15 protein-coding genes and 1 tRNA gene are annotated in these 19806 nt (G+C 70.1%); 9 read left to right on the top strand and 7 right to left on the bottom strand.

Features of this window, described 5'->3' with window-relative positions; genetic code table 11:
• Positions 1-167: 167 nt before the first annotated feature.
• Together Q0937_RS14390 and Q0937_RS14385 are read right to left on the bottom strand one after the other, a co-directional pair.
• Positions 168-518, bottom strand: coding sequence for an anti-sigma factor (locus tag Q0937_RS14390; protein ID WP_299304937.1), 351 nt, complete (start codon positions 516-518; stop codon positions 168-170).
• Positions 515-1261, bottom strand: coding sequence for a sigma-70 family RNA polymerase sigma factor (locus Q0937_RS14385; protein WP_299304934.1), 747 nt, complete (start codon positions 1259-1261; stop codon positions 515-517). Before Q0937_RS14385 ends, Q0937_RS14390 begins: the two co-directional genes overlap by 4 nt.
• Before the next feature lie 256 nt (positions 1262-1517).
• Between Q0937_RS14385 and Q0937_RS14380 the strand changes: the two genes are divergently transcribed.
• The 6 genes from Q0937_RS14380 to Q0937_RS14355 all read left to right on the top strand — a co-directional run bounded on the left by Q0937_RS14380 (position 1518) and on the right by Q0937_RS14355 (position 7598).
• The gene (locus tag Q0937_RS14380) at positions 1518-2084 is read left to right on the top strand and encodes a hypothetical protein (RefSeq protein ID WP_299304931.1); all 567 of its coding nucleotides are present in this window, start codon (positions 1518-1520) and stop codon (positions 2082-2084) included.
• A 4-nt stretch (positions 2085-2088) separates the two neighbouring features.
• Complete coding sequence (gene aroA / locus Q0937_RS14375; protein ID WP_299304928.1) at positions 2089-3414, top strand: 3-phosphoshikimate 1-carboxyvinyltransferase; 1326 nt, start codon at positions 2089-2091, stop codon at positions 3412-3414.
• Positions 3411-4487 (top strand): ribosome small subunit-dependent GTPase A, encoded by a 1077-nt coding sequence (gene rsgA / locus Q0937_RS14370; RefSeq protein WP_299304925.1) that lies wholly within the window; start codon positions 3411-3413, stop codon positions 4485-4487. Before aroA ends, rsgA begins: the two co-directional genes overlap by 4 nt.
• A gap of 128 nt (positions 4488-4615) precedes the next feature.
• On the top strand, positions 4616-5410 hold the full coding sequence (hisN, locus tag Q0937_RS14365) for a histidinol-phosphatase (RefSeq protein WP_299304923.1): 795 nt from the start codon (positions 4616-4618) through the stop codon (positions 5408-5410).
• Between the two features lie 108 nt (positions 5411-5518).
• Positions 5519-6739, top strand: a complete 1221-nt coding sequence (locus tag Q0937_RS14360; RefSeq protein ID WP_299304920.1) for a pyrophosphate--fructose-6-phosphate 1-phosphotransferase — start codon at positions 5519-5521, stop codon at positions 6737-6739.
• A gap of 31 nt (positions 6740-6770) precedes the next feature.
• Positions 6771-7598 (top strand): C2 family cysteine protease, encoded by an 828-nt coding sequence (locus Q0937_RS14355; RefSeq protein WP_299304917.1) that lies wholly within the window; start codon positions 6771-6773, stop codon positions 7596-7598.
• A gap of 40 nt (positions 7599-7638) precedes the next feature.
• Here Q0937_RS14355 and Q0937_RS14350 read toward each other — a convergent pair whose 3' ends face one another.
• The 3 genes from Q0937_RS14350 to Q0937_RS14340 form a co-directional block, all read right to left on the bottom strand.
• Positions 7639-8268 carry an SGNH/GDSL hydrolase family protein gene (locus Q0937_RS14350; protein ID WP_299304915.1) on the bottom strand — a complete coding sequence of 210 codons (630 nt, stop codon included), beginning with the start codon at positions 8266-8268 and terminating at the stop codon, positions 7639-7641.
• Positions 8269-8334: 66 nt separating this feature from the next.
• Positions 8335-8408, bottom strand: a tRNA-Met gene (locus Q0937_RS14345).
• Between the two features lie 173 nt (positions 8409-8581).
• Positions 8582-11686: a UPF0182 family protein gene (locus Q0937_RS14340; protein WP_299304912.1), complete on the bottom strand. Its 3105-nt coding sequence runs from the start codon at positions 11684-11686 to the stop codon at positions 8582-8584.
• Positions 11687-11842: 156 nt separating this feature from the next.
• Between Q0937_RS14340 and Q0937_RS14335 the strand changes: the two genes are divergently transcribed.
• On the top strand, positions 11843-12379 hold the full coding sequence (locus Q0937_RS14335; protein ID WP_299304909.1) for a PPA1309 family protein: 537 nt from the start codon (positions 11843-11845) through the stop codon (positions 12377-12379).
• Positions 12380-12398: 19 nt separating this feature from the next.
• On the opposite strand, the gene Q0937_RS14330 is transcribed toward Q0937_RS14335, so the two are convergent.
• Positions 12399-12902: a single-stranded DNA-binding protein gene (locus Q0937_RS14330; protein ID WP_299304906.1), complete on the bottom strand. Its 504-nt coding sequence runs from the start codon at positions 12900-12902 to the stop codon at positions 12399-12401.
• 398 nt (positions 12903-13300) lie between these two features.
• A complete protein-coding gene (locus Q0937_RS14325; protein ID WP_299304903.1) occupies positions 13301-13930 on the bottom strand; it encodes a superoxide dismutase in 630 nt (209 codons plus the stop codon).
• 198 nt (positions 13931-14128) lie between these two features.
• Between Q0937_RS14325 and Q0937_RS14320 the strand changes: the two genes are divergently transcribed.
• Together Q0937_RS14320 and Q0937_RS14315 are read left to right on the top strand one after the other, a co-directional pair.
• Positions 14129-18868, top strand: a complete 4740-nt coding sequence (locus Q0937_RS14320) for an ATP-dependent helicase (protein WP_299304901.1) — start codon at positions 14129-14131, stop codon at positions 18866-18868.
• A complete protein-coding gene (locus tag Q0937_RS14315; RefSeq protein WP_299304899.1) occupies positions 18868-19803 on the top strand; it encodes a DNA-formamidopyrimidine glycosylase family protein in 936 nt (311 codons plus the stop codon). The genes Q0937_RS14320 and Q0937_RS14315 overlap by 1 nt, the downstream gene beginning before the upstream one ends.
• The last annotated feature ends 3 nt before the right edge of the window (positions 19804-19806 follow it).

The raw sequence follows: 19806 nt of genomic DNA, 5'->3' as shown, positions 1-19806 counted from the left end.
CGCAAGCGCAAGGCTCGCCGCAAGAGCGGCGCGAATCACGGCAAGCGCCCCAACAGCTGACCGTGATGTCGCCATGAGCGATATGACGAAGGGCCCCTCACCATCTCGGGAGGGGCCCTTCGTCATGTCTTCGGCGCCCGGAGGCGGCCTCCTCGGGGAGGCGGCGCTCAGTCGGAGGCGGGGTACGCGCGACGGGTGGTGGTCGAGCTGGTGGTGATGTGCACCGTGCCGCCGTCGACCTCGGTGCGGGTCACCGAGACGGTCCGGCACTGCACGGCGATGCGCTCGTGGAGCTCGGACGGCGCACGATCCGCGCAGCTGCGACGCACCAGCTCCTTCATCCGGCGCACCTGCTCCCACTCATCGGCGCATTCCGGGCAGTCCACCGTGTGGCGCTGCATCTTCTCCACCATCTCCCGGGGAAGCTCGCCGTCCAGCGCCTCTTCGAGTCCGTAGCGCAGATCCCGGCGCGGCCGCTGCGCAGCATCCTCACGCCCTGCGAAGTCGCTGTCGCTCATCGTTCCTCCTCCCGATCGTTCGACGGGTTCATCGTCTGGTCCGGTTCATCCGCTTCGGCATCCGACCCTGTGCCCGGTCCGGTGGCTGCCGGGTCCGCTCGCAGGAAGCCGCTGCGGTAGGCGTAGTCGGAGAGCCTCTCGCGCAGCTGCCGGCGCCCGCGGTGCAGGCGCGACATGACGGTGCCGATCGGGGTGTCCATGATCTCGGCGATCTCCTTGTACGCGAAGCCCTCCACGTCGGCGAGATAGACCGCGATGCGGTAGTCCTCACGCAGCTCCCCCAGCGCATCCTTGACCGCCGAATCGGGGAGGGTGTCCAGCACCTCGGTCTCCGCCGAGCGCAGGCCGCTGCTGGTGTGCCCCGCGACCTCCGCCAGCTGCCAGTCCTCGACCGTGTCCGTCCAGGCCTCCTTCGGCCGACGCTGCTTCGTGCGGTAGATCGAGATATAGCTGTTGGTCATGATCCGGTACAGCCAGGCGCGCATATTGGTGCCTGGGGTGAACCGATCACGAGCACGGAAGGCCTTGACGAAGGTGTCCTGGACCAGATCCTCCGCATCATGCGGGTTGCGGGTCATCCGCAGCGCACCGCCGTAGAGGGAGTCCAGGTGCGACAGCGCCTCGGACTCGAAGTCGAAGTCCTGCGCGTCATCCTGTGGGTCGTCAAGGGCCGAGAGGACCGGTGCCCGGTCGGTCTCGGGCGGGCCGGCCTCGGGGCTCGGAGTGGCATCAGTCTGGATCATCGTCCTCCAACCTACGCCACGGGGCCGGGTCGGAGCGTGCTCGAGCACCGTCAAGGACATGCATCGTCTCCTCTCCCGGCGTGCGCCGGAGTCTCGCGGTGGTGTCGGGGACGGCCGGTGCCATCCCCTCTCTGCACCGGGTGCAACGCAGTAGGCCCGATGAATGTTCCCTCCGCTGTAGTCTGGACGCCGGTGAGCTGCCCGACACGGCCGGCTCACCGGACCTGCTGACACCCGTCAAGAACGTGAGGACACCATGGCCCTGGTCCGTCGGATCGCACGACCGCTGCTCGCCGCTCCCTTCATCTTCGAAGGCGTGCGCACCGCACTCCACCCCGAGCGGGAGATCGATGTCTACCCGCAGGCCTTCGACGCCGTCGATTCTGCGATCGCCAAGAGTTCCGCGCCCGGCTTCGTCGACGCGCGCACCGTGGTCCGGGCCGCCGGCGCGGTCGCGGCAGGTGCAGGCGTCCTGTACGCCACCAACCGCTATCCCCGGGCCGCCGCAGCGGCGCTGCTGCTGACCACGTCCATCGGCTGGGCGGGGCGCAAGAAGGTCTGGGAGTTGCGCGGCGAGGAGCTGACCCAGGAGGTCCAGGCGATCCTCACCGATGCCGGCCTGCTCGGCGGCGTGCTGCTGGCCGTGGTGGACAACGACGGTCGCCCATCGCTGGGCTACCGCGCGCACAAGTTCGTCGAGCGCAGCCAGAAGAAGGCCGCTGCGACGCAGCGTGAGCTCGAGAAGAAGGCTGGCAAGCTGGAGAAGAAGGCGAAGGGCGCGGTGCAGACTGCACAGAAGCAGCTCTCCGTCCAGCAGGGCTGACCAGATGGTCTCGGAGGTGCTGTGGAATGCACCTGTTGCTGACGAACCCGTCGACGCGCTGGTGCGCGTCCCCGGTTCGAAGTCCCTGACTGCGCGCTGGATGCTGCTGGCCGCCGCCGCTGCTGAGCCCTCGACGCTGCGTGGTGCCCTGGTCTCTCGCGATACCCGACTGATGCGGGATGCGCTCGAGCGCCTCGGCGCAGTGCTCACGGTCCAGGACGGCTCCCTGCAGGTGTCACCGCTCCCGCCGCCCGCGGAGCATCCCGCCGACCCGATCGAGATCCACACCGGTCTGGCGGGGACGGTGATGCGCTTCGTGCCGATGCTCGCCGCACTCCATCACGGAGATGTCCGCTTCACCGGGGACGACGCTGCGCTGCAGCGCCCGATGGATGCGGTCATCGACGCACTGCGGCAGCAGGGTGTCGAGGTCACCGAGCACGGGCAGCCCGGGTTCCTGCCGCTGACCGTGCACGGCACCGGGCGCCTGCGCGGCGGTCGGATCGAGGTCGACGCCTCCGCCTCCAGCCAGTTCATCTCCAACGTGCTGCTGGTCGCGGCGCGTGCCGAGACGGACGTGGAGCTGGTGCATGTGGGCCAGGTGCTGCCTTCACTGCCGCACATCGAGATGACGCTGGAGGCGATGCACCAGGCGGGGATCCGGGCCTCCCATCGCCTCGACGAACAGGGCCGGCACAGCTGGAGCGTGCGCTCCGGACCGATCCGCCCCGTTCAGGTCATCATCGAGCCGGACCTGTCGAACTCCGGGCCCTTCCTGGCTGCGGCGATGGTCACCGGCGGCACGATCGCGGTCGACGACTGGCCGGAGAGCACGACCCAGCCCGGGGACGCCTACCGCGAGCTGCTGGGCCGGATGGGCGGCGAGATCTGGCGTGAGGACGATTCCCTCTGCGTGCGGGGCACGGGCACGATCCGTGGCATCGACGCGGATATGTCAGCCGTCGGTGAGCTGGTTCCCACCATGGCGGCGCTCTGCGCCCTCGCGGACTCTCCATCCCGGCTCACCGGGGTCGCCCATCTGCGCGGCCATGAGACCGATCGGTTGAAGGCCCTGGCCACCGAGCTGTCGAAGATCGGGGCACGCACCGTCGAGCTCGAGGACGGGCTGGAGATCCACCCCGGTCCGCTGCACGGCGAGGTGTTCGAGAGCTACGAGGACCATCGCATGGCCACCGCCGGCGCGATCATCGGCCTGCGGGTCCCGGACCTGCGGGTGGTCAACATCGGCACCACGCAGAAGACTCTCCCCGACTTCGTGGGGATGTGGCTGGCGATGCTCCACCCCGAACCGGTGGTGGACGACGCGTGAGCCGCTCGGCCCGCGAGTACGACGAGAGCGACATCCGCGTCCGCCCCAGCAGGCGCGGCTCACGACCTCGGACGAAGGACCGGCCCAAGCATGAGGGCGCCGTCACCGCCCGCGTGGTCTCCGTGGACCGCGGGCGGTGGCGGACCATCGTGGAGGAGGGCACCGGGTCGGAGCGCGCGGTCACCGCGATGCGTGCCCGGGAGCTGGGCCGCTCCCCCATCGTTCCCGGCGACCTGGTCGGCCTGGTCGGTGACATCTCGGGGCGGGACGGTTCGCTGGCCCGCATCGTCCGCATCCAGGAGCGCAGCTCCTTCCTGCGGCGCAGCGCCGACGATGACGATCCGACCGAGCGCCCGCTGGTCGCGAATGTCGACCTGATGGTGATGGTGACCGCTGTCGCCGATCCGGAGCCGCGCGGCGGCATGATCGATCGCTGCCTGGTCGCCGCCTATGTGGCGGGGATCGACGCCCTGCTGGTGCTCACCAAGACCGACCTGCGCTCCCCCGACTCGTTCCTCACCGCGTATGCGCCGCTGGGGCTCGAGCACCTCCGGACCCGGCGGGAGACCCCCGAGGAGGCTGCCCGGTCCGGGCATCCCGGAAGTCCCGGGATCATCGGCCTGGAGGACCTGCGGGAGCGGCTCTCCGGGCGGGTCAGCGTGCTGATCGGACATTCGGGGGTGGGCAAGTCGACGCTGCTGAACGCTCTGGTCCCCGGGACCGACCGGGCGATCGGTGTGGTCAACGACGTCACGGGTCGCGGCCGCCACACCTCCTCCTCGGCACTGGCGATGCCGCTGCCGGAGGACGACGGCTGGGTGATCGACACTCCGGGTGTGCGCTCCTTCGGCCTGGGCCATGTGGATCCAGAGGAGCTGCTGGAGGCCTTCACGGATCTGGCGGAGCTCGCCGAGAGCTGCCCCCGTGGCTGCACCCACCTCGAGGACGCCCCTGATTGCGCACTGGACTCGCAGGTCGAGGGCGGCGGAGCGGGCACCGCCGGTCCCGCCCGGCTGCGCTCCTACCGGCGCCTGGCCACCACGCTGCGGAAGAACGATCCCTGGGAGCTGTGAAGGTCGCTGCGGTGGCTCCGCTGATCGGCTCGTCGGTGCAGGAGGTCCCGCACCGTGTCGCCCAGGCGCTCCGCCGAGGGTCCGCGTCGCTGCAGGGAGTGGGCGGGCGCGGGTCGTAGTGTGGGCTCATGTCGAGTCGATTCGCCGATGACCTGCGCCTGGCACATGTGCTCGCCGATGCCGTGGACCAGCTGACGATGTCCCGCTTCAAGGCGCAGGACCTCGAGGTCTCCACCAAGCCCGACCTCACCGAGGTCACCGATGCCGACCGCGCCGCCGAGCAGCTGGTGCGCTCTCAGCTCTCCCGCTCCCGTTCCCGGGACCAGGTGATCGGTGAGGAGTTCGGCTCCACCGGAGCGTCGCCGCGCCAGTGGGTCATCGACCCCATCGACGGGACCAGCAACTTCGTGCGTGGCGTGCCCGTCTGGGGCACGCTGATCGGTCTCATCGAAAATGGCCGTCCCGTGGTGGGTCTGGTCTCGGCACCGGCGCTGAACCGACGCTGGTGGGGTGGCGAGGGCGCAGGGGCCTGGACCGGTTCCCGGATCAGCAGCGCCTCCCGCCTCCAGGTCTCCTCCGTCGACTCGATCGAGGAGGCGTCGCTGTCGTACTCCTCGCTGCACGGCTGGGCGGATCAGGACCGGCTCCCGCAGATGCTGAACCTCATGCAGCGCTTCTGGCGCACCCGTGCCTATGGTGACTTCTGGTCCTACATGCTGGTGGCGGAAGGCGCGGTGGACGCCGCGTGTGAACCGGAGCTCGCCCTGCACGACATGGCCGCGCTGGTCCCGATCATCACCGAGGCCGGCGGCAGGTTCACCTCGCTGGACGGGGAGGACGGCCCCTTCGGCGGCAGCGCGGTGGCCACCAACGGCCGTCTGCACGAGGAGATCCTCGAGGCGCTCGCCGCCCGCGACGCCTGAGGTCTGCGGCGCCTGCGAGTCCACGCCGGGCCCTTCGGCGTCGGCCCTCAGGCCATCTCGGTAGACTCGGGGCACCGTGACCCAGAACTGCGAAGGGAACTCTTCTTCATGACCGTCAAGCGCGTCGCCCTCCTGACCGCAGGTGGCTATGCCCCCTGCCTGTCCTCCGCCGTCGGCGGTCTCATCGAGCGGTACACCGAGCTGGTGCCCGACGTCGAGATCATCGCGTACAAGCACGGCTACTGGGGCCTGCTCTCCGGCGAGAAGATCGTGGTCGATGACGAGGTGCGTGCCAAGGCCGGGCTGCTGCACAACTACGGCGGCTCCCCCATCGGCAACTCCCGCGTGAAGCTCACCAACACCGCGGACCTGGTGGGGCGCGGCCTGATCCAGGAGGGCGAGAACGCTCTCGAGGTCGCCGCGAACAAGCTCAAGGCCGACGGCGTGGACGTGCTCCACACCATCGGCGGTGATGACACCAACACCACTGCCGCGGATCTCGCGAAGTTCCTGCACGACAACGGCCACGAGATGCAGGTCGTGGGCCTGCCCAAGACCATCGACAACGACATCGTGCCGATCAAGCAGTCGCTCGGTGCGAAGTCCGCCGCCGAGCAGTCCAGCATCTTCGCGCAGAACATCATCGCCGAGCACGGCTCGAACCCGAAGATGCTGATCATCCACGAGGTCATGGGCCGTGCCTGCGGATATCTCACCGCGCAGGCCGCCGAGTACTACCAGACCTGGCACTCCCAGCAGGAGTGGCTGCCCGGGATCGGGCACCGCTCCGAGCGCTGGGATCTCCACGCCGTGTTCCTGCCCGAGCTGAAGCTCGACATCGAGGCCGAGGCCGAGCGCCTCAAGGCGGTCATGGACGATGCCGGCTGCGTGAACATCTTCCTCTCCGAGGGTGCCGGGATCCCGGAGATCGTCGCCGAGATGCAGGCCCGCGGCGAGGAGCCGGAGAAGGACCCCTTCGGCCACGTCAAGATCGACACCATCAACCCCGGCCAGTGGTTCGCGAAGCAGTTCGCCGAGAAGCTCGGCGCCGAGAAGGTCATGGTCCAGAAGTCCGGCTACTTCTCCCGCTCCGCGAAGGCGAACCCCGAGGACATCCGGCTGATCAAGTCGATGACCGACTACGCGGTGCAGGTCGCCCTCGAGGGTGGCTCGGGTCTGATCGGGCATGACGAGGAGCGGGGCGACGTGCTGCGCGCCGTCGAGTTCGAGCGGGTCGCCGGGCACAAGGCCTTCGACATCTCCCAGCCCTGGTTCCATGAGGTCATGGAGCGCACCGGCCAGAACATCGTCGCGGCGGAGAAGCACTGAGCTTCTTCATGACGACCGGGCGGGGATCCTCATGAGCAGCTCCCGCCCGCGCGTGCGCACCTGGCGCCGCACCCTTCGCGCGCTCGCCCTCACCGGGCGGGCGCGCGATGCGCGTCTCGGAGCCCTGGACCCCAGGGCGGCAGCGACCGGGACGGACTCCCCCACCCGTGTGCATCAGCTCGCTCCCGGACCGGGTGCCACGGCGCTCAAGGAGGACCGCGGCCCGCTCACGCCGCCGCGAATGCTGCGGCCCCGCCAGGGCCGGCTCGGCGACTGCTGGGTGATGGCCTCGATGCTCGCGATCCACGAGACCGCACCGGAGCGGCTGCGGGACCTCCTCTGCACCCAGGAGGACGGCGTCGTCACCGTGCGGCTGCCGGCGGTGCCGGTCCCGATCCGGGTGGATCGTTGGCTGCCTGTCGATGAGCAGGGGCTCTTCCAGTACGGCCGACGCGATGGCGCGAACCCGGGCTGGGTGGGGGTGCTCGAGAAGGCGATCGCCGCCCATGTGGCCGGGGACTACCGCTTCCTCCAGCGCGGCTTCGCCCGCTTCGGCCTCGAGCTGCTGCTGGGCGAGCGGGTCCACTCGCAGCTGCGGATGCCGAGCGCCGCGCAGATCATCGCCTGGCGCGATGAGGGGCGGGCGATCGCCGCCTCCACCCATCCGCTCAGCTCCCGTGTTCCCACCGCTGCCGGCCCGCTGCCGCGCAACCACGTGTTCGCGGTGGTCGGCGCGGACCCGCACAGCGGACACGTGCACCTGCGCAATCCCTGGCGCCCCGAGCAGCTGCTGGTGCTCGACGCCCGCAGCTTCCGCCGTGGTTTCCTCTCGGTGGACATCACCGCGCCGCTGCGGTGAGAACGGCGCGCCGCGGTCAGCGCGCGGAGGCCCGGTCGGCTCAGCGGCCTGCGGTCTCGAGCCAGGCATCGGCGATCAGGCGGTGCCCGGGCGGGGTCGGATGCACACCGTCCTCGGTGACGCTGCGCGGGGTGTGACCTGCCGCGAGTGCGGTGGCGAGCACCTGCTCGAGATCCACGATCCGGTGGCCTCGCTCCTGCGCGAGCCGGCGGATGATCTCGACCTTGCCGTCGAGGTCGCTGTGGATCCGTGCGCGCTCCTCGTCGATGTCCGCGACGAACGGGATGATCATCAGCACCGGCGCCTCCGGCACGGAGGCGGCGAGCTGATCGAGCAGGTGCCGGTAGCCCTGCTCGAAGGACTCCTCGGTGACATGCTCGCCCCGGGTGAAGCGGTGCCAGGAGTCGTTGACCCCCACGTAGATCGTCACCAGGTCAGGGGCGAGGTCCAGGCAGTCGGGACCGAAACGCGCTTCCAGATCGGCGACCTTGTCCCCGCCGATCCCTCGGTTGATCACCGTGGCGGTGGGCTCATGAGCTGCGAAGTGCTCGGCGAGCAGCCGCACGTAACCGCGGCCGAGCTCCTCGGGGTCCTCGCGGCGGCCGGCATCGGTGATCGAGTCGCCGATGAACACCAGCGTCCGCGGCGTGGGGAGAGAAAGCGTTGTCATGGAGACATCGTGCCAGACATGACAGAAGGCCCGGACGGTGTTTCCACCGTCCGGGCCTTCTCTTCGTAGCGGGGGCAGGATTTGAACCTACGACCTCCGGGTTATGAGCCCGGCGAGCTACCGAACTGCTCCACCCCGCGTCGACATGTGTAACTCTACGACCCCCTCGCCTCCACGTCCAACCGGGAGCCGTCGAACGTGTGCCATGACACGTTCATAGGCCGTTCACCTGCCTGGACGCCGGAACGCCCGACCGGATCCGGCGGGGGCCGGTGCCGGTCGGGCGTCCTGGGGTGGGGTCGTCAGCGGCGGATCAGCCGCCTCCGCCGTCGGAGGGCTGCGCAGGCACTCCGGTTCCGCCGAGCTCCTGGTTCGCCGCGATCGCGCGGTTCAGTGCATCGCTGAGGCGGGTCTGGGCGTCGCCGTAGGCGGCCCAGTCACCGGCGGCCATCGCGGTCTCGGCATCCGTCACCGCGGTGTCCATGTCCGTGAGCGCCTGGTCGAGACGCTCCTCGGGGGACCCGGCGGCGGGCGGCGGGGCCTGCTGCCCCTCCTCACCGTCAGCCGGCGCCTCCTCTCCTTCGTCCGCCGCGCCAGGATCTGTCACGGCGTCGGCCGTGCCGGAGGGCGCATCGGGGTCGACGACCTCGGCATCGCCGGCGTCGGCGCCTGAGTCGCCGCCGAAGACCAGGTCCAGGGCTTCGTCGAGCGTCGGAGCGAAACCGATCTTCTCGCCGAAGGAGACCAGCACCATCTGCAGCAGCGGGTACTGGGTACCGCCACCGGTCTGCGAGGACTGCAGGTAGACGGGCTGGACGTAGAGCAGCCCGCCGCCCACCGGCAAGGTGAGCAGGTTGCCGTTGAGCACCTCGGAGTTTCCGGACTTCAGCAGGTTCAGCGCCTGGGAGACGTTGGGCTCCGCGTTGAAGGTGGCCTGCACCTGGCCGGGGCCGTTCACGGGGTTCGACGACGGGAGCACCAGCAGCGTCATGTCACCGAAGGAGTCCGCCGGGTTTCCCTCGGTGTTCCCGGTCTCCGAATCGACCGCCAGATAACCGGTGAGGACGTTCTGCCCCTCGGAGGGGATGAAGCTCGAGGAGAGCATGAAGCGCGGGGATTCCGCGTCGGGCATCTGCATCGTCAGGTACATCGGCGGCTGCGGGGCCTGCTGGCCCGTGGTGCCGTCGGGGTTGGTCGGTGCCGGGACCGTCGGATCCGGGGGCACCTGCCAGAAGTCCTGCTGGGTGAAGAAGTCATCCGCATCGGTGACGTGGTACGTCGCCAGGATGTCGCGCTGGGCCTTGAAGTAGTCAGCGGGATAGCGCAGGTGCGACATCATCTCGCCGCTGATCTCCGAGGCCGGCTGCAGAGCCTCGGGGAACACCTCGGCCCACGCCTTGAGGATCGGGTCCTCCGTGTCCCAGGTGTACAGGGTCACCGAGCCGTCGAAGGCGCTGACGGTGGCCTTGACGGAGTTGCGCATGTAGTTCGCCGAGCGCTCCCGGTTGGTCGCGGAGTCGTTCGGATTCGTCTGGGAGTCGTTGACCGTCTGGTCCAGGTCCACGGACTGGGCGTACGGGTACTCCGTGGTGGTGGTGTACCCATCGATCACCCACACCAGCTGGTCATCGACCACTGCCGGATACATCTGGGAATCCAGGGACAGGAACGGCGCGACCTCACGGACCCTCTGCTGGGGGTCACGGTCGTAGAGGATCTGCGACTCCTCGTTGAGGTAGTTGGAGATCAGGATGTTCGGGTCGCGGAACTTGATCGCGTACAGCAGCTGGTTGAAGAAGCTGCCGACGGACGGTCCGCCATCACCCTGGAAGGTGTTGTAGACCTGGTCGCCGCCTTCCTCATCGTCGGTGCTGCCGCGCTGGTAGTCGAACTCCTCGGGCTCGCTGCCCTCCGGGGCGCCGACGACCGAGTAGTCCGGGGAGTGGCGACCGAAGTAGACCCGCTCCTCGTGCTCGGAGAATGCGCCGGCGCCGGGGACGCCGGACTGGAGGAAGCTGGGCTCGCCGTCGGCGTTGCGGCGGTTGCCGTGTGCGGCGGCGGTGCCGTAGCCGTGGGTGTAGATGATGTGCTGGTCCACCCAGGAGCGATCAGCCAGGCCGAACTTGTCCGGGCGCAGCTCGCGCACACCGATCACGGTGTCCTGCAGCTCGCCGTCGATCTCATAACGATCGACGCTGAGCACGTCATCGAAGCCCCAGTAGCGACGGTTCGCCTCTCGCTGCTCGAAGGTGGGCGAGATGATGTTGGGATCCATCAGGCGGATCTGCGCGGTGGTCGAGGCGTCCTCACGCAGGGCGCCCGGCTCGGCGTCGGTGGTGGCCGTGTACGGCACCTCGTTGACGTCATCGAGGTCGAACGCGGTGCGGGTGGCGTCGATGTTGTTCTGGATGTACGGCTGCTCGAGCGCACGCTCGTTGGGCTGGACCTGGAACTGCTGGATGGCCCACGGGTAGAGGTTCCCGACCACCAGGGTGGAGAGGATCATCAGGCCCGCACCGATCGCGGGGATCCGCCAGTCGGAGCGGAAGATCCACACCACGAACATCGCCGCGACCACGATCGAGGCGATCGCGAGGATCGTCTGAGCGGGCAGGATCGCGTTGTGGTCAGCGTAGGACGCGCCTTCGAAGCGCGTGTGGACCGCAGTGAGCAGGTCATAGCGCTGGAACCAGTGACCGGCACCGAGCAGCAGCACATAGATCGTGGCCAGTATTCCGAGGTGGCGGCGGGCGGAACGGGTGACCTGGAGCCCGCTGTCCTGGCCCCAGCTGACACCGCCGTAGATGAAGTGACCGATCACGGCGCCGACGATCGAGACCAGCAGCACGAACTGCCCGAAGGAGATCAGCAGGTCGATCAGCGGCAGGGTGAAGACGTAGAACGAGATGTCGTTCTCGAAGATCGGATCGACCTGGCCGAAGTCCTGCGGATGCAGGAACAGCTGCACGTCCTTCCAAGCCCGCGACAGGGCCAGTCCACCGAAGGCACCGATCACGACCGGCGCGCCGTAGGTGAGTCCGCGGCGCAGCGGATCCACAGCGGCTCGGAACTGCTCGAGCGCCTCCTGCTCACGCGTGACCGGCGGGTACACGGGGCGCTGGGTGTAGGCCAGACGAAGGCTGAGGAACAGCGGCACGGCGAACACGACGAAGCCGGCCAGGAACAGGAGCGCCTGGGTGAACCAGCGCGTCATGAGCACGTCGGTGAACTCGAGCTGGTCCATCCAGAGGTACTTGGTCCAGATCTCGGACGCGACGACCAGCAGGATGATCAGCAGCACAAGGATGCCGATGGTGATCGCCAGTGGCGAGATCCGCCGGGATCCCCCAGCACTCGCGTCGGGGGCCGGTCGTGGGCGCGGCCGCGGCATGTCGCCGAACGGGGCGGAGAAACTCACAGATAACCTCGGGTGCCTCGGTGCCGGAGCCCGTGATCACGTCGCCTGTCGCACAGGGAACGAGACTCCGGTATCCGGGTACAGTGTGGTGCCGCCGCGAGACGCGACGGTGCACCCATTCTGTCAGGCCGAACCTGTGAGGGACCTCTCGATCCGATGACGACTCCGGCCCCGGACCCACTTGACGCCTCCACGGCTGCCCTCGCCGCCGCAGTTCTCGAGGTCGCCCGCCACGTCGAGGGCAGCGTTCTGCCCGCCCCGCGCTTGTTCGCCCTGGCTCGCAGCGCGGAGCTGATGGCGGCTTCGCCCTCGCTCGCCGCCCTGCTCGGTGCAGCGGGCGATGATGGCGGCGCGCCTGACGATCTCCAGCTCACACCGATCGATCTCGACGACGGCTCCACCCCTGCCGCAGCTGATCCGCTCACCCTGCTCGAGTCGGCGCAGTGGCCGGATCTCGCAGCGGGCGGGGCGATCGTCTGCGACCTCGCACCGTCCGCGTGGAGTGCGCGCGATGGCGAGGACGACCAGAAGCTGCCCAGCGGCAGCTCCCTGCGGGTGGTGGTGGCTGCGCTGGCCGACGGCACCACATGGTCGGCGGTGCAGCGCAGCGACAAGGACGACTACGTCCTCGGCGCCGCGCTGCTGCCGGAGATCTCCCAGGCTCTCGTCCAGACCCTGCAGGCCACCGACTGACGCTGGCGGACGGGCTGGTTCAGAAGGCCGGCTCGTAGGAGCCCTCGGTCGACTCCTCCTCCACGCTCTCATCGTCCACCGACGACTCCTCGGCGCCTGCCGCCGTTCCGGAGGGCATGATCTCCCCGGTATCGGGATCGACGTTCGGCACGTCCACCGACCTCAGCGGGCGGAGGAAGCTGGTGGTGCCGTAGGAGAGATCGTGACCGATGGACTCGGCCTGGATGTTCAGCGAATGACGGGCGGTGTTGTCCTCGCCGGTCCACTCGGAGGTGTTCAGTCGACCGGTGACGATGAGCGGCTGGCCCTTGTGCACCGAGGCGAGCAGGTTGCGTGCCAGGCCCTTCCGCGCGAACACGGTGACGAACTCCGTCTTGCGGTCGCTGAAGTCCTGCGCGGACGAGTTGTAGTAACGACCGGTGACCGCGACCCGCACCTTGGCGGTGACGGACCCGTCGTCCTGCGGATGTGCGGTGGGGTCGGCGGTGGCGTTGCCCATGATGGTGGTCTGGATATCCCGCATGGCGGTGTCCTTCCTCAGGTGCCGGGGCTTTCCCGGCCTCGGCTCCCTGCCGATGACCTCAGCGTCACGGTCGTGCGCCGTCGATTCCAGAGCGGAGCGATTCCTGTGGATGACGGGGGTCTGTGGAGGAACGGTCGCGCTGCGTGGTCGCGCGGCGTGATGGCGCGGCGGAATCGCGCGGCGTGCGGCGTCGTCGCGTGACGCTGCAGGTGCGGCCTCTTGGCGCGTGGGCGCGCGGGGTGTGGGCGCGCGGGGTGTGGGCGCGCGGGGTGCGGCCTCTCCGCGTGTGGGCGCGGGTGGTGAGAGTGCGGACAGCGCAGCGGCCGGCCCCTCCGCGGAGGGACCGGCCGCTGTCATCGCGGAGCACGGGCCGGTGAGGGTCCGTGCTGCGGGGTGGTTCAGGCCGTGGGGATGACCAGGCCGGAGGCGTTGCTCGTCGCGTTCACGAACCGTGCCTGGACATCCGCCCAGTTCACGATGTTCCAGATCGCCTTGACGTAGTCAGCCTTCACGTTCTGGTAGTCCAGGTAGAAGGCGTGCTCCCACATATCCAGCTGGAACAGCGGGATCGTCGCGACCGGCACACCGTTCTGCTGATCGTAGAACTGCTCGATCACGAGCTTCCCACCGAGGGGCTCATACGCGAGCACAGCCCAGCCCGAGCCCTGGATGCCCAGCGCCGCCGCCGTGAAATGTGCACGGAAACCATCGAACGAACCGAAGAACTCATCGATCGCCGCCGCGAGCTCACCGGTGGGCTTGTCGCCACCTTCCGGCGAGAGGTTCTTCCAGAAGATCGAGTGGTTCGTGTGACCACCGAGGTTGAACGCGAGGTCCTTGGAGAACTGGTTCACCGTCCCGAAATCATTCGCCTCACGAGCCGCAGCGAGCTTCTCCAGCGCCGTGTTCGCGCCCTTGACATAGGTCGCGTGGTGCTTGGAGTGGTGCAGCTCCATGATCCTGCCGGAGATCGAGGGGTCCAGCGCGCCATAGTCGTAATCGAGATCAGGAAGCGTGTAGTCAGCCATGTGGATCATCCCTTCGTCGTGTGGTGCGCGGGGCCAGCTGATGCGGGGCCCGCCGTGCCATCCATCCTGCCATGATGGACTGCGAGTTGGCAGGGCGAGGGTCATCTGCGGTCACGCGGACCCGGAGGACGGCCGGCGGGCGGCCCGTCGAGCGCCCTTCCGGATCGAGCTGTCCGCCCCGCAGTCCACAATGGGGTGATGGCCCTGTCCCGCCAGATGCTCCCGGCGTCCTTCTCCCCTGCCACGGCGACGTGGTTCGCAGAATCCTTCGATGCCCCCACCCCTGCGCAGTCGGCGGCGTGGGAGGCGATCGAGCGCGGTGATGACACGCTGGTGGTGGCACCGACCGGCTCGGGGAAGACCCTGGCCGCCTTCCTCACCGCGATCGATCACCTGGCGACCTCCCATCCCGTCGAGGAGCCGACCGCTCGGGCGGGCACGGGGGCGAAGCGGCCCGGGCGCAGGACCACCCGGGTCCTGTATCTCTCCCCGTTGAAGGCCCTCGGGGTCGATGTGGAGCGGAACCTGACCTCGCCCCTGGTGGGCACGGCGCGGACCGCGGAGCGCCTCGGGACGCCGCGGATCCCGCTCACCGTGGGCGTGCGCACCGGTGACACCCCGGCAGCTGAGCGGCGGCGCCTGATCTCGCATCCCCCGGACATCCTCATCACCACCCCCGAGTCGCTGTTCCTGATGCTCACCTCCCAGGCGCGCGAGACGCTCCGCAGCGTGGACACCGTGATCCTGGACGAGGTGCACGCCGTCGCAGGGACGAAGCGCGGGGTGCATCTGGCGCTGTCGCTGGCCCGGCTCGATGCGCTGCTCGAGGCACCGGCACAGCGGATCGGGCTCTCGGCGACAGTCGAACCGGTCCAGGAGGTCGCCGACTTCCTCACCGGTTCCGGCCGTTCCCGCACGGTGACGGTGGTGAAACCGGAGTCGACCAAGAGCTGGGACATCACCGTGACGCTCCCGGTGCCGGATCTGCAGGCGATCGAACCGCCCACCGATGCGGTCGATGACGAAGACGTCTCCGGCACCATCTGGCCGCATGTCGAACGGGCCGTGCTGGAGAAGGTCCTCGCGCACCGCTCGACGATCGTCTTCACGAACTCCCGCAGCCAGGCCGAACGGCTCACCGGCAAGCTCAATCGACTGCACGCACGGCGACTGGCTGCCCTCGCCCCGTCCGACGTCGAGACGACGGAGGCTGACGCTGAGCCCGAGGACATCGCGCGCGCCCATCACGGCTCGATGTCCAAGGAGGTCCGTGCCGGGATCGAGGAGCAGCTGAAGTCCGGGACGCTGCGGTGCGTCGTGGCGACCTCTTCGCTCGAGCTGGGGATCGACATGGGCGCCGTGGACCTGGTGCTGCAGGTCGCCGCACCGATGTCGGTCTCGAGCCTGCTGCAGCGGGTGGGGCGCGCCGGCCATGACGTCGGCGCCATCTCGCACGGCTCCCTGCATCCGCTGCACGCCGCAGATGTGCTGCGCAGCGCGGTCGCGGTGCAGGAGGCGGTGGCGGGCCGGATCGAACCGCTGACCGTGCCGCGCAATGCGCTGGACGTGCTCGCCCAGCACACCGTCTCGGCGGCCGCGATGGACGATCTGCAGGTCGATGACTGGTTCGATCTCGTCCGCTCCGCGCATCCCTACCGGGCTCTGCCCCGCTCCGCGTTCGACCAGACGATCGATCTGCTCGCCGGGCGATATCCGTCCACCGCCTTCTCCGAGCTGCGGCCGCGACTGGTGCACGATCACGAGACCGGCCTGCTCACGGGTCGACCGGGGGCTCAGCGCCTCGCTGTCACCAGCGGCGGCACCATCCCGGACCGTGGCCTGTACCCGGTGCATCTGGTCGCGAGCGAGGACGACTCCCAACCGCGGCGAGTGGGCGAGCTGGACGAGGAGATGGTCTACGAGTCCCGCCGCGGAGACGTGATCACGCTGGGCACCAGCAGCTGGCGGATCGAGGAGATCACCGCCTCCCGTGTCACCGTCTCCCCCGCCTTCGGGATGAGCGGGCGGATCCCGTTCTGGCACGGTGACGGGGACGGGCGCCCGGCAAGCCTGGGGCGGGCGATCGCCACCGTTCAGGCGGAGCTCGCCACCGCCGACCGTGCCGACGCCACCGCTCGCCTCGCCGGACTCGGGCTCGACGAGAACGCGCGCACCGTGCTGCTGGACCATCTGGCCGAGCAGCAGCAGGTCACCGGCGCGGTGCCCGGCCCGCAGCAGATGGTGGTCGAGCGCTTCCTCGACGAGCTCGGTGACTGGCGGGTGGTGCTGCACTGCGCCTACGGGCAGCGGATCACCGGCCCGTGGGCGCTCGCCGTCGGGGCCCGGGTGGAGGAGCGGTACGGCCTGGACGGCCAGGTGATGGCGGCCGACGACGGCATCGTGCTGCGCATCCCCCACGGCGAGGAGCCTCCCGGGGCGGATCTGTTCGTCTTCACGCCCGAGGAGATCGAGGAGGAGGTGCGGCGGCTCGTCGGCTCCTCCGCGCTGTTCGCGGCCCGGTTCCGCGAGTGCGCCGCGCGCGCGCTGCTGCTGCCCAGGCGCGATCCGCACCAGCGGGCGCCGCTGTGGCAGCAGCGCCAGCGCTCCGCGCACCTGCTCGAGGTGGCCCGCCCCTATCCCGACTTCCCGATCATGCTCGAGGCCGCTCGCGAATGCCTGCAGGATGTCTACGACCTGCCCGCGCTGGTGGAGCTGATGGCCCAGATCGGGCGCCGACGCGTCGAGGTGCGGGAGGTCGAGACTCCGGCGCCGTCTCCTTTCGCGCGCTCCCTGCTGTTCGGGTATCTCGCCCAGTTCATCTATGACGTCGATGCCCCGCTCGCGGAGCGGCGCACCGCCGCGCTGGCGCTGGATCAGTCGCTGCTCGCCGAGCTGCTGGGCTCGGTGAGCCTGCGCGAGCTGCTGGATGCCGAGGTGATCGCCGAGGTGCAGCAGAGCCTGCAGGGGCTCACGGAGCAGCGGGCGCTGCGCGGGGCCGAGCAGATCGCTGACGCCCTGCGCCGGCTCGGCCCGCTCACCCGGGAGGAGCTTGCTGCCCGCAGTGCCGAGGGCGTCGACCTGCCCCAGGAGCTGGAGAGCCTGCTGGCGTCACGTCGGGTGATCGCGGTGCGCCTGGCCGGGCACGAGCATCTCGCCGCGATCGAGGACGCCGGCCTGCTGCGCGACGCGCTGGGCACCGCCCTGCCTCCAGGCATCCCGGACGCGCATCTCGCCCCCGTGGACCGTGCCGTCGCGCAGCTGCTCTCCCGCTGGGCCCGGAGCCGAGGACCGTTCCCCGCGACAGCTCCGGTGGACGCCTTCGGCCTCGCGCCGGGCGTGGCACGCGGCGCGCTCGAGCAGCTCACCGCCGAGCGGACGCTGCAGCAGGGCGAGTTCACGCCGGGGCGTGAGGGCGAGGAGTGGGTGGATGCGGAGGTGCTGCGGCGCATCCGCCGGGCGAGCCTCGCCGCCTCACGGCGGGATATCGCCCCGGTGCCGGGCCCGGTCTACGCGCGGTTCCTCGGCCAGTGGCAGCACCTGGCAGGACGCCGCGCAGAGGGCCGACGAGACAGCGCCGCCTGGCGCGGGCGTGACGGGCTGCTGTCGGTGATCGACCAGCTCACGGGGGTGTCACTGCCGCTGTCGGCCTGGGAATCCCAGGTGCTGCCGGCGAGGATGCCGGAGGTGGATCCAGCGCTGCTGGATGCCGCGTTCGCCGCCGGGGAGCTGGTGTGGACCGGTCACGGCCGACTCGGCGCCGACGACGGCTGGATCCGGCTCCACCTCGCCGAGGCCCTGCCGCTGGGGCTCGACGCCGCCGAGCTGGAGGAGAGCGCTGCGGGACTGCAGGACGGGTCTGCTGCCAGCCGGGTGCTGGACCTGCTGCGCGGTACTCCCGGTGCCCTGAGGCATGGGGAGATCCTCACTGCGCTCGCGGAGGACGGCGAGGCCGTGGCTCCACCGGAGGTGCAGGAGGCCCTCTGGGACCTCGCCTTCCAGGCATTGATCACCAACGACTCCTTCGAGGCGCTGCGCAGCTACGGCCACGGGCCGGCCTCGGCGCGCTCGGGCAGAGGCACGGGACGAGCTGCTGCGGCGCGCTCCCGGCCGCTGACCCGGCGGGGAGCGGGGCGGCTCTCGGCCGCGATGATGCGCCAGGGCGTCTCCTCCCTCTCGGAGCTCGCGACCGGACCGGTCGGTGCCGGGCGCTGGTCCGCGGTGCGGGTGGAGCAGGTGGATCCTGCGGCTCGAGCGGCGGCGCTGGCGACCCTGCTGCTGGACCGGCACGGGGTCGTGACCCGCGGAGCGATGGACGTCGAGGACGTCCCCGGCAGCTTCGCCGCGGTCTATCGCGTCCTCTCGGTGCTCGAGGAGAACGGCACCTGCCGGCGCGGCTACTTCGTCGACGGTCTGGGTGCTTCCCAGTTCGCGCCGGTCGAGGCGGTGGACCGGCTGCGGGACGGAGAGCGCGAGGCGGACGCCGCCCAGGCCGCCGCGATCCAGTACACCGGGGAGGCCACGAGCGGTCCGTCGGTCGACGCCTCCACCGTGGCGCTCGCCGCGACCGACCCGGCGAACCCCTACGGCGCGGCGCTCCCCTGGCCCGAGCTGACGATCCCGCCGCCCGAGGGGAAGACGGTCCGGCCCGCACGCCGCGCCGGAGCGCTGGTCCTGCTCACCGGCGGACACGTCGCCGCCGTGGTCGACAAGGGCGCCAAGCACCTGCTGTGGTGGGCGGGCGAGCCCGCGACTGCGGAGATCGCCGCGCAGCTGGTGCGCGCGATCGCCGAGGATGCCCGCCTCCCCCAGCTGCGGATCGAACGGATCAACGGGCACCCGATCGATGCAGCGCCGGTGAGGGCCATCGGCGCGGCGCTGGTGGACGCCGGCTGCTACCGCTCGCCGAGATCGATCCGCCTGCGTGCCGGAGACCGCTGATGCCCGAGGGAGATACCGTCGCCCGGCAGTGCCGGATCCTGCAGGACGCCCTCGCCGGGGCGGTCCTGACGGCCTGTGATCTGCGGGTGCCCCGCGCCGCCACCGCCGACCTCGTCGGTTGGCGCGTGGCCGAGGTGCGCCCGCGCGGCAAGCATCTGCTGATGCGACTGCTGCCTCCGGGCCCGGGACCGGCGCCGCTGACCCTGCACACCCACCTCATGATGGACGGCATCTGGCACGTGAACGGGAAGGCGCTGCGCTCGAGCGACACCAGCGCCGGCCCGCGCCCCGCCGAGACGATCCGCGTGCTCCTCACCGCCCGGCACGAGGACGGGCGCGAGGCCCGAGCGATCGCCTACGACGTCAAGCAGGTGCGCCTGGTGCGCACGGCCGACGAGGATTCGCTCGTGGGCCATCTCGGCCCGGACCTGTTGGATCCGAGATGGGACGAGGACGCAGGACTGCGCGACCGCGCCATCGAGAACCTGGCTGCGGACCCTGATCGTCCGATCGGGCTCGGGCTGCTCGATCAGCGCAACCTCGCCGGGATCGGCAATGTCTACCGCAGCGAGCTGTGCTTCCTGCGCCGCATCCACCCCGCCGCGCCGAGCCGTGCCGCCGGCGACCTCGGGGAACTCGTCGATCTCGCGCGTCGGCTGCTGGTGCTGAACCAGGACCGTTCGGTGCGGGTCACCACCGGCGGGATGCTGGGCCGGGACGGGGACCTGTGGGTCTATGGGCGAGGTGGGAAGCAGTGCCGGCGCTGCCGCACCCGGATCCAGCGCGGCGAGCTCGCCGAGCCGCAGCTGGAGGGGACGGAGCCGCGGGTGCTGTGGTTCTGCCCGCGGTGCCAGGCGGGGTCGGGTGCCCCGGCGACGATGCCCGGGCGAGGGCCGGGCCGAGGAGCGGTGCACCCCCGCCGCCGGGATCGGTAGACT

It is taken from the genome of uncultured Brachybacterium sp. (genome assembly GCF_947500705.1).
In the GTDB taxonomy this organism is placed as follows: Bacteria; Actinomycetota; Actinomycetes; order Actinomycetales; family Dermabacteraceae; genus Brachybacterium.
The sequence above is the reverse complement of the archived record's forward strand: the minus strand, read 5'-3'. Positions and strand labels throughout refer to the sequence as shown.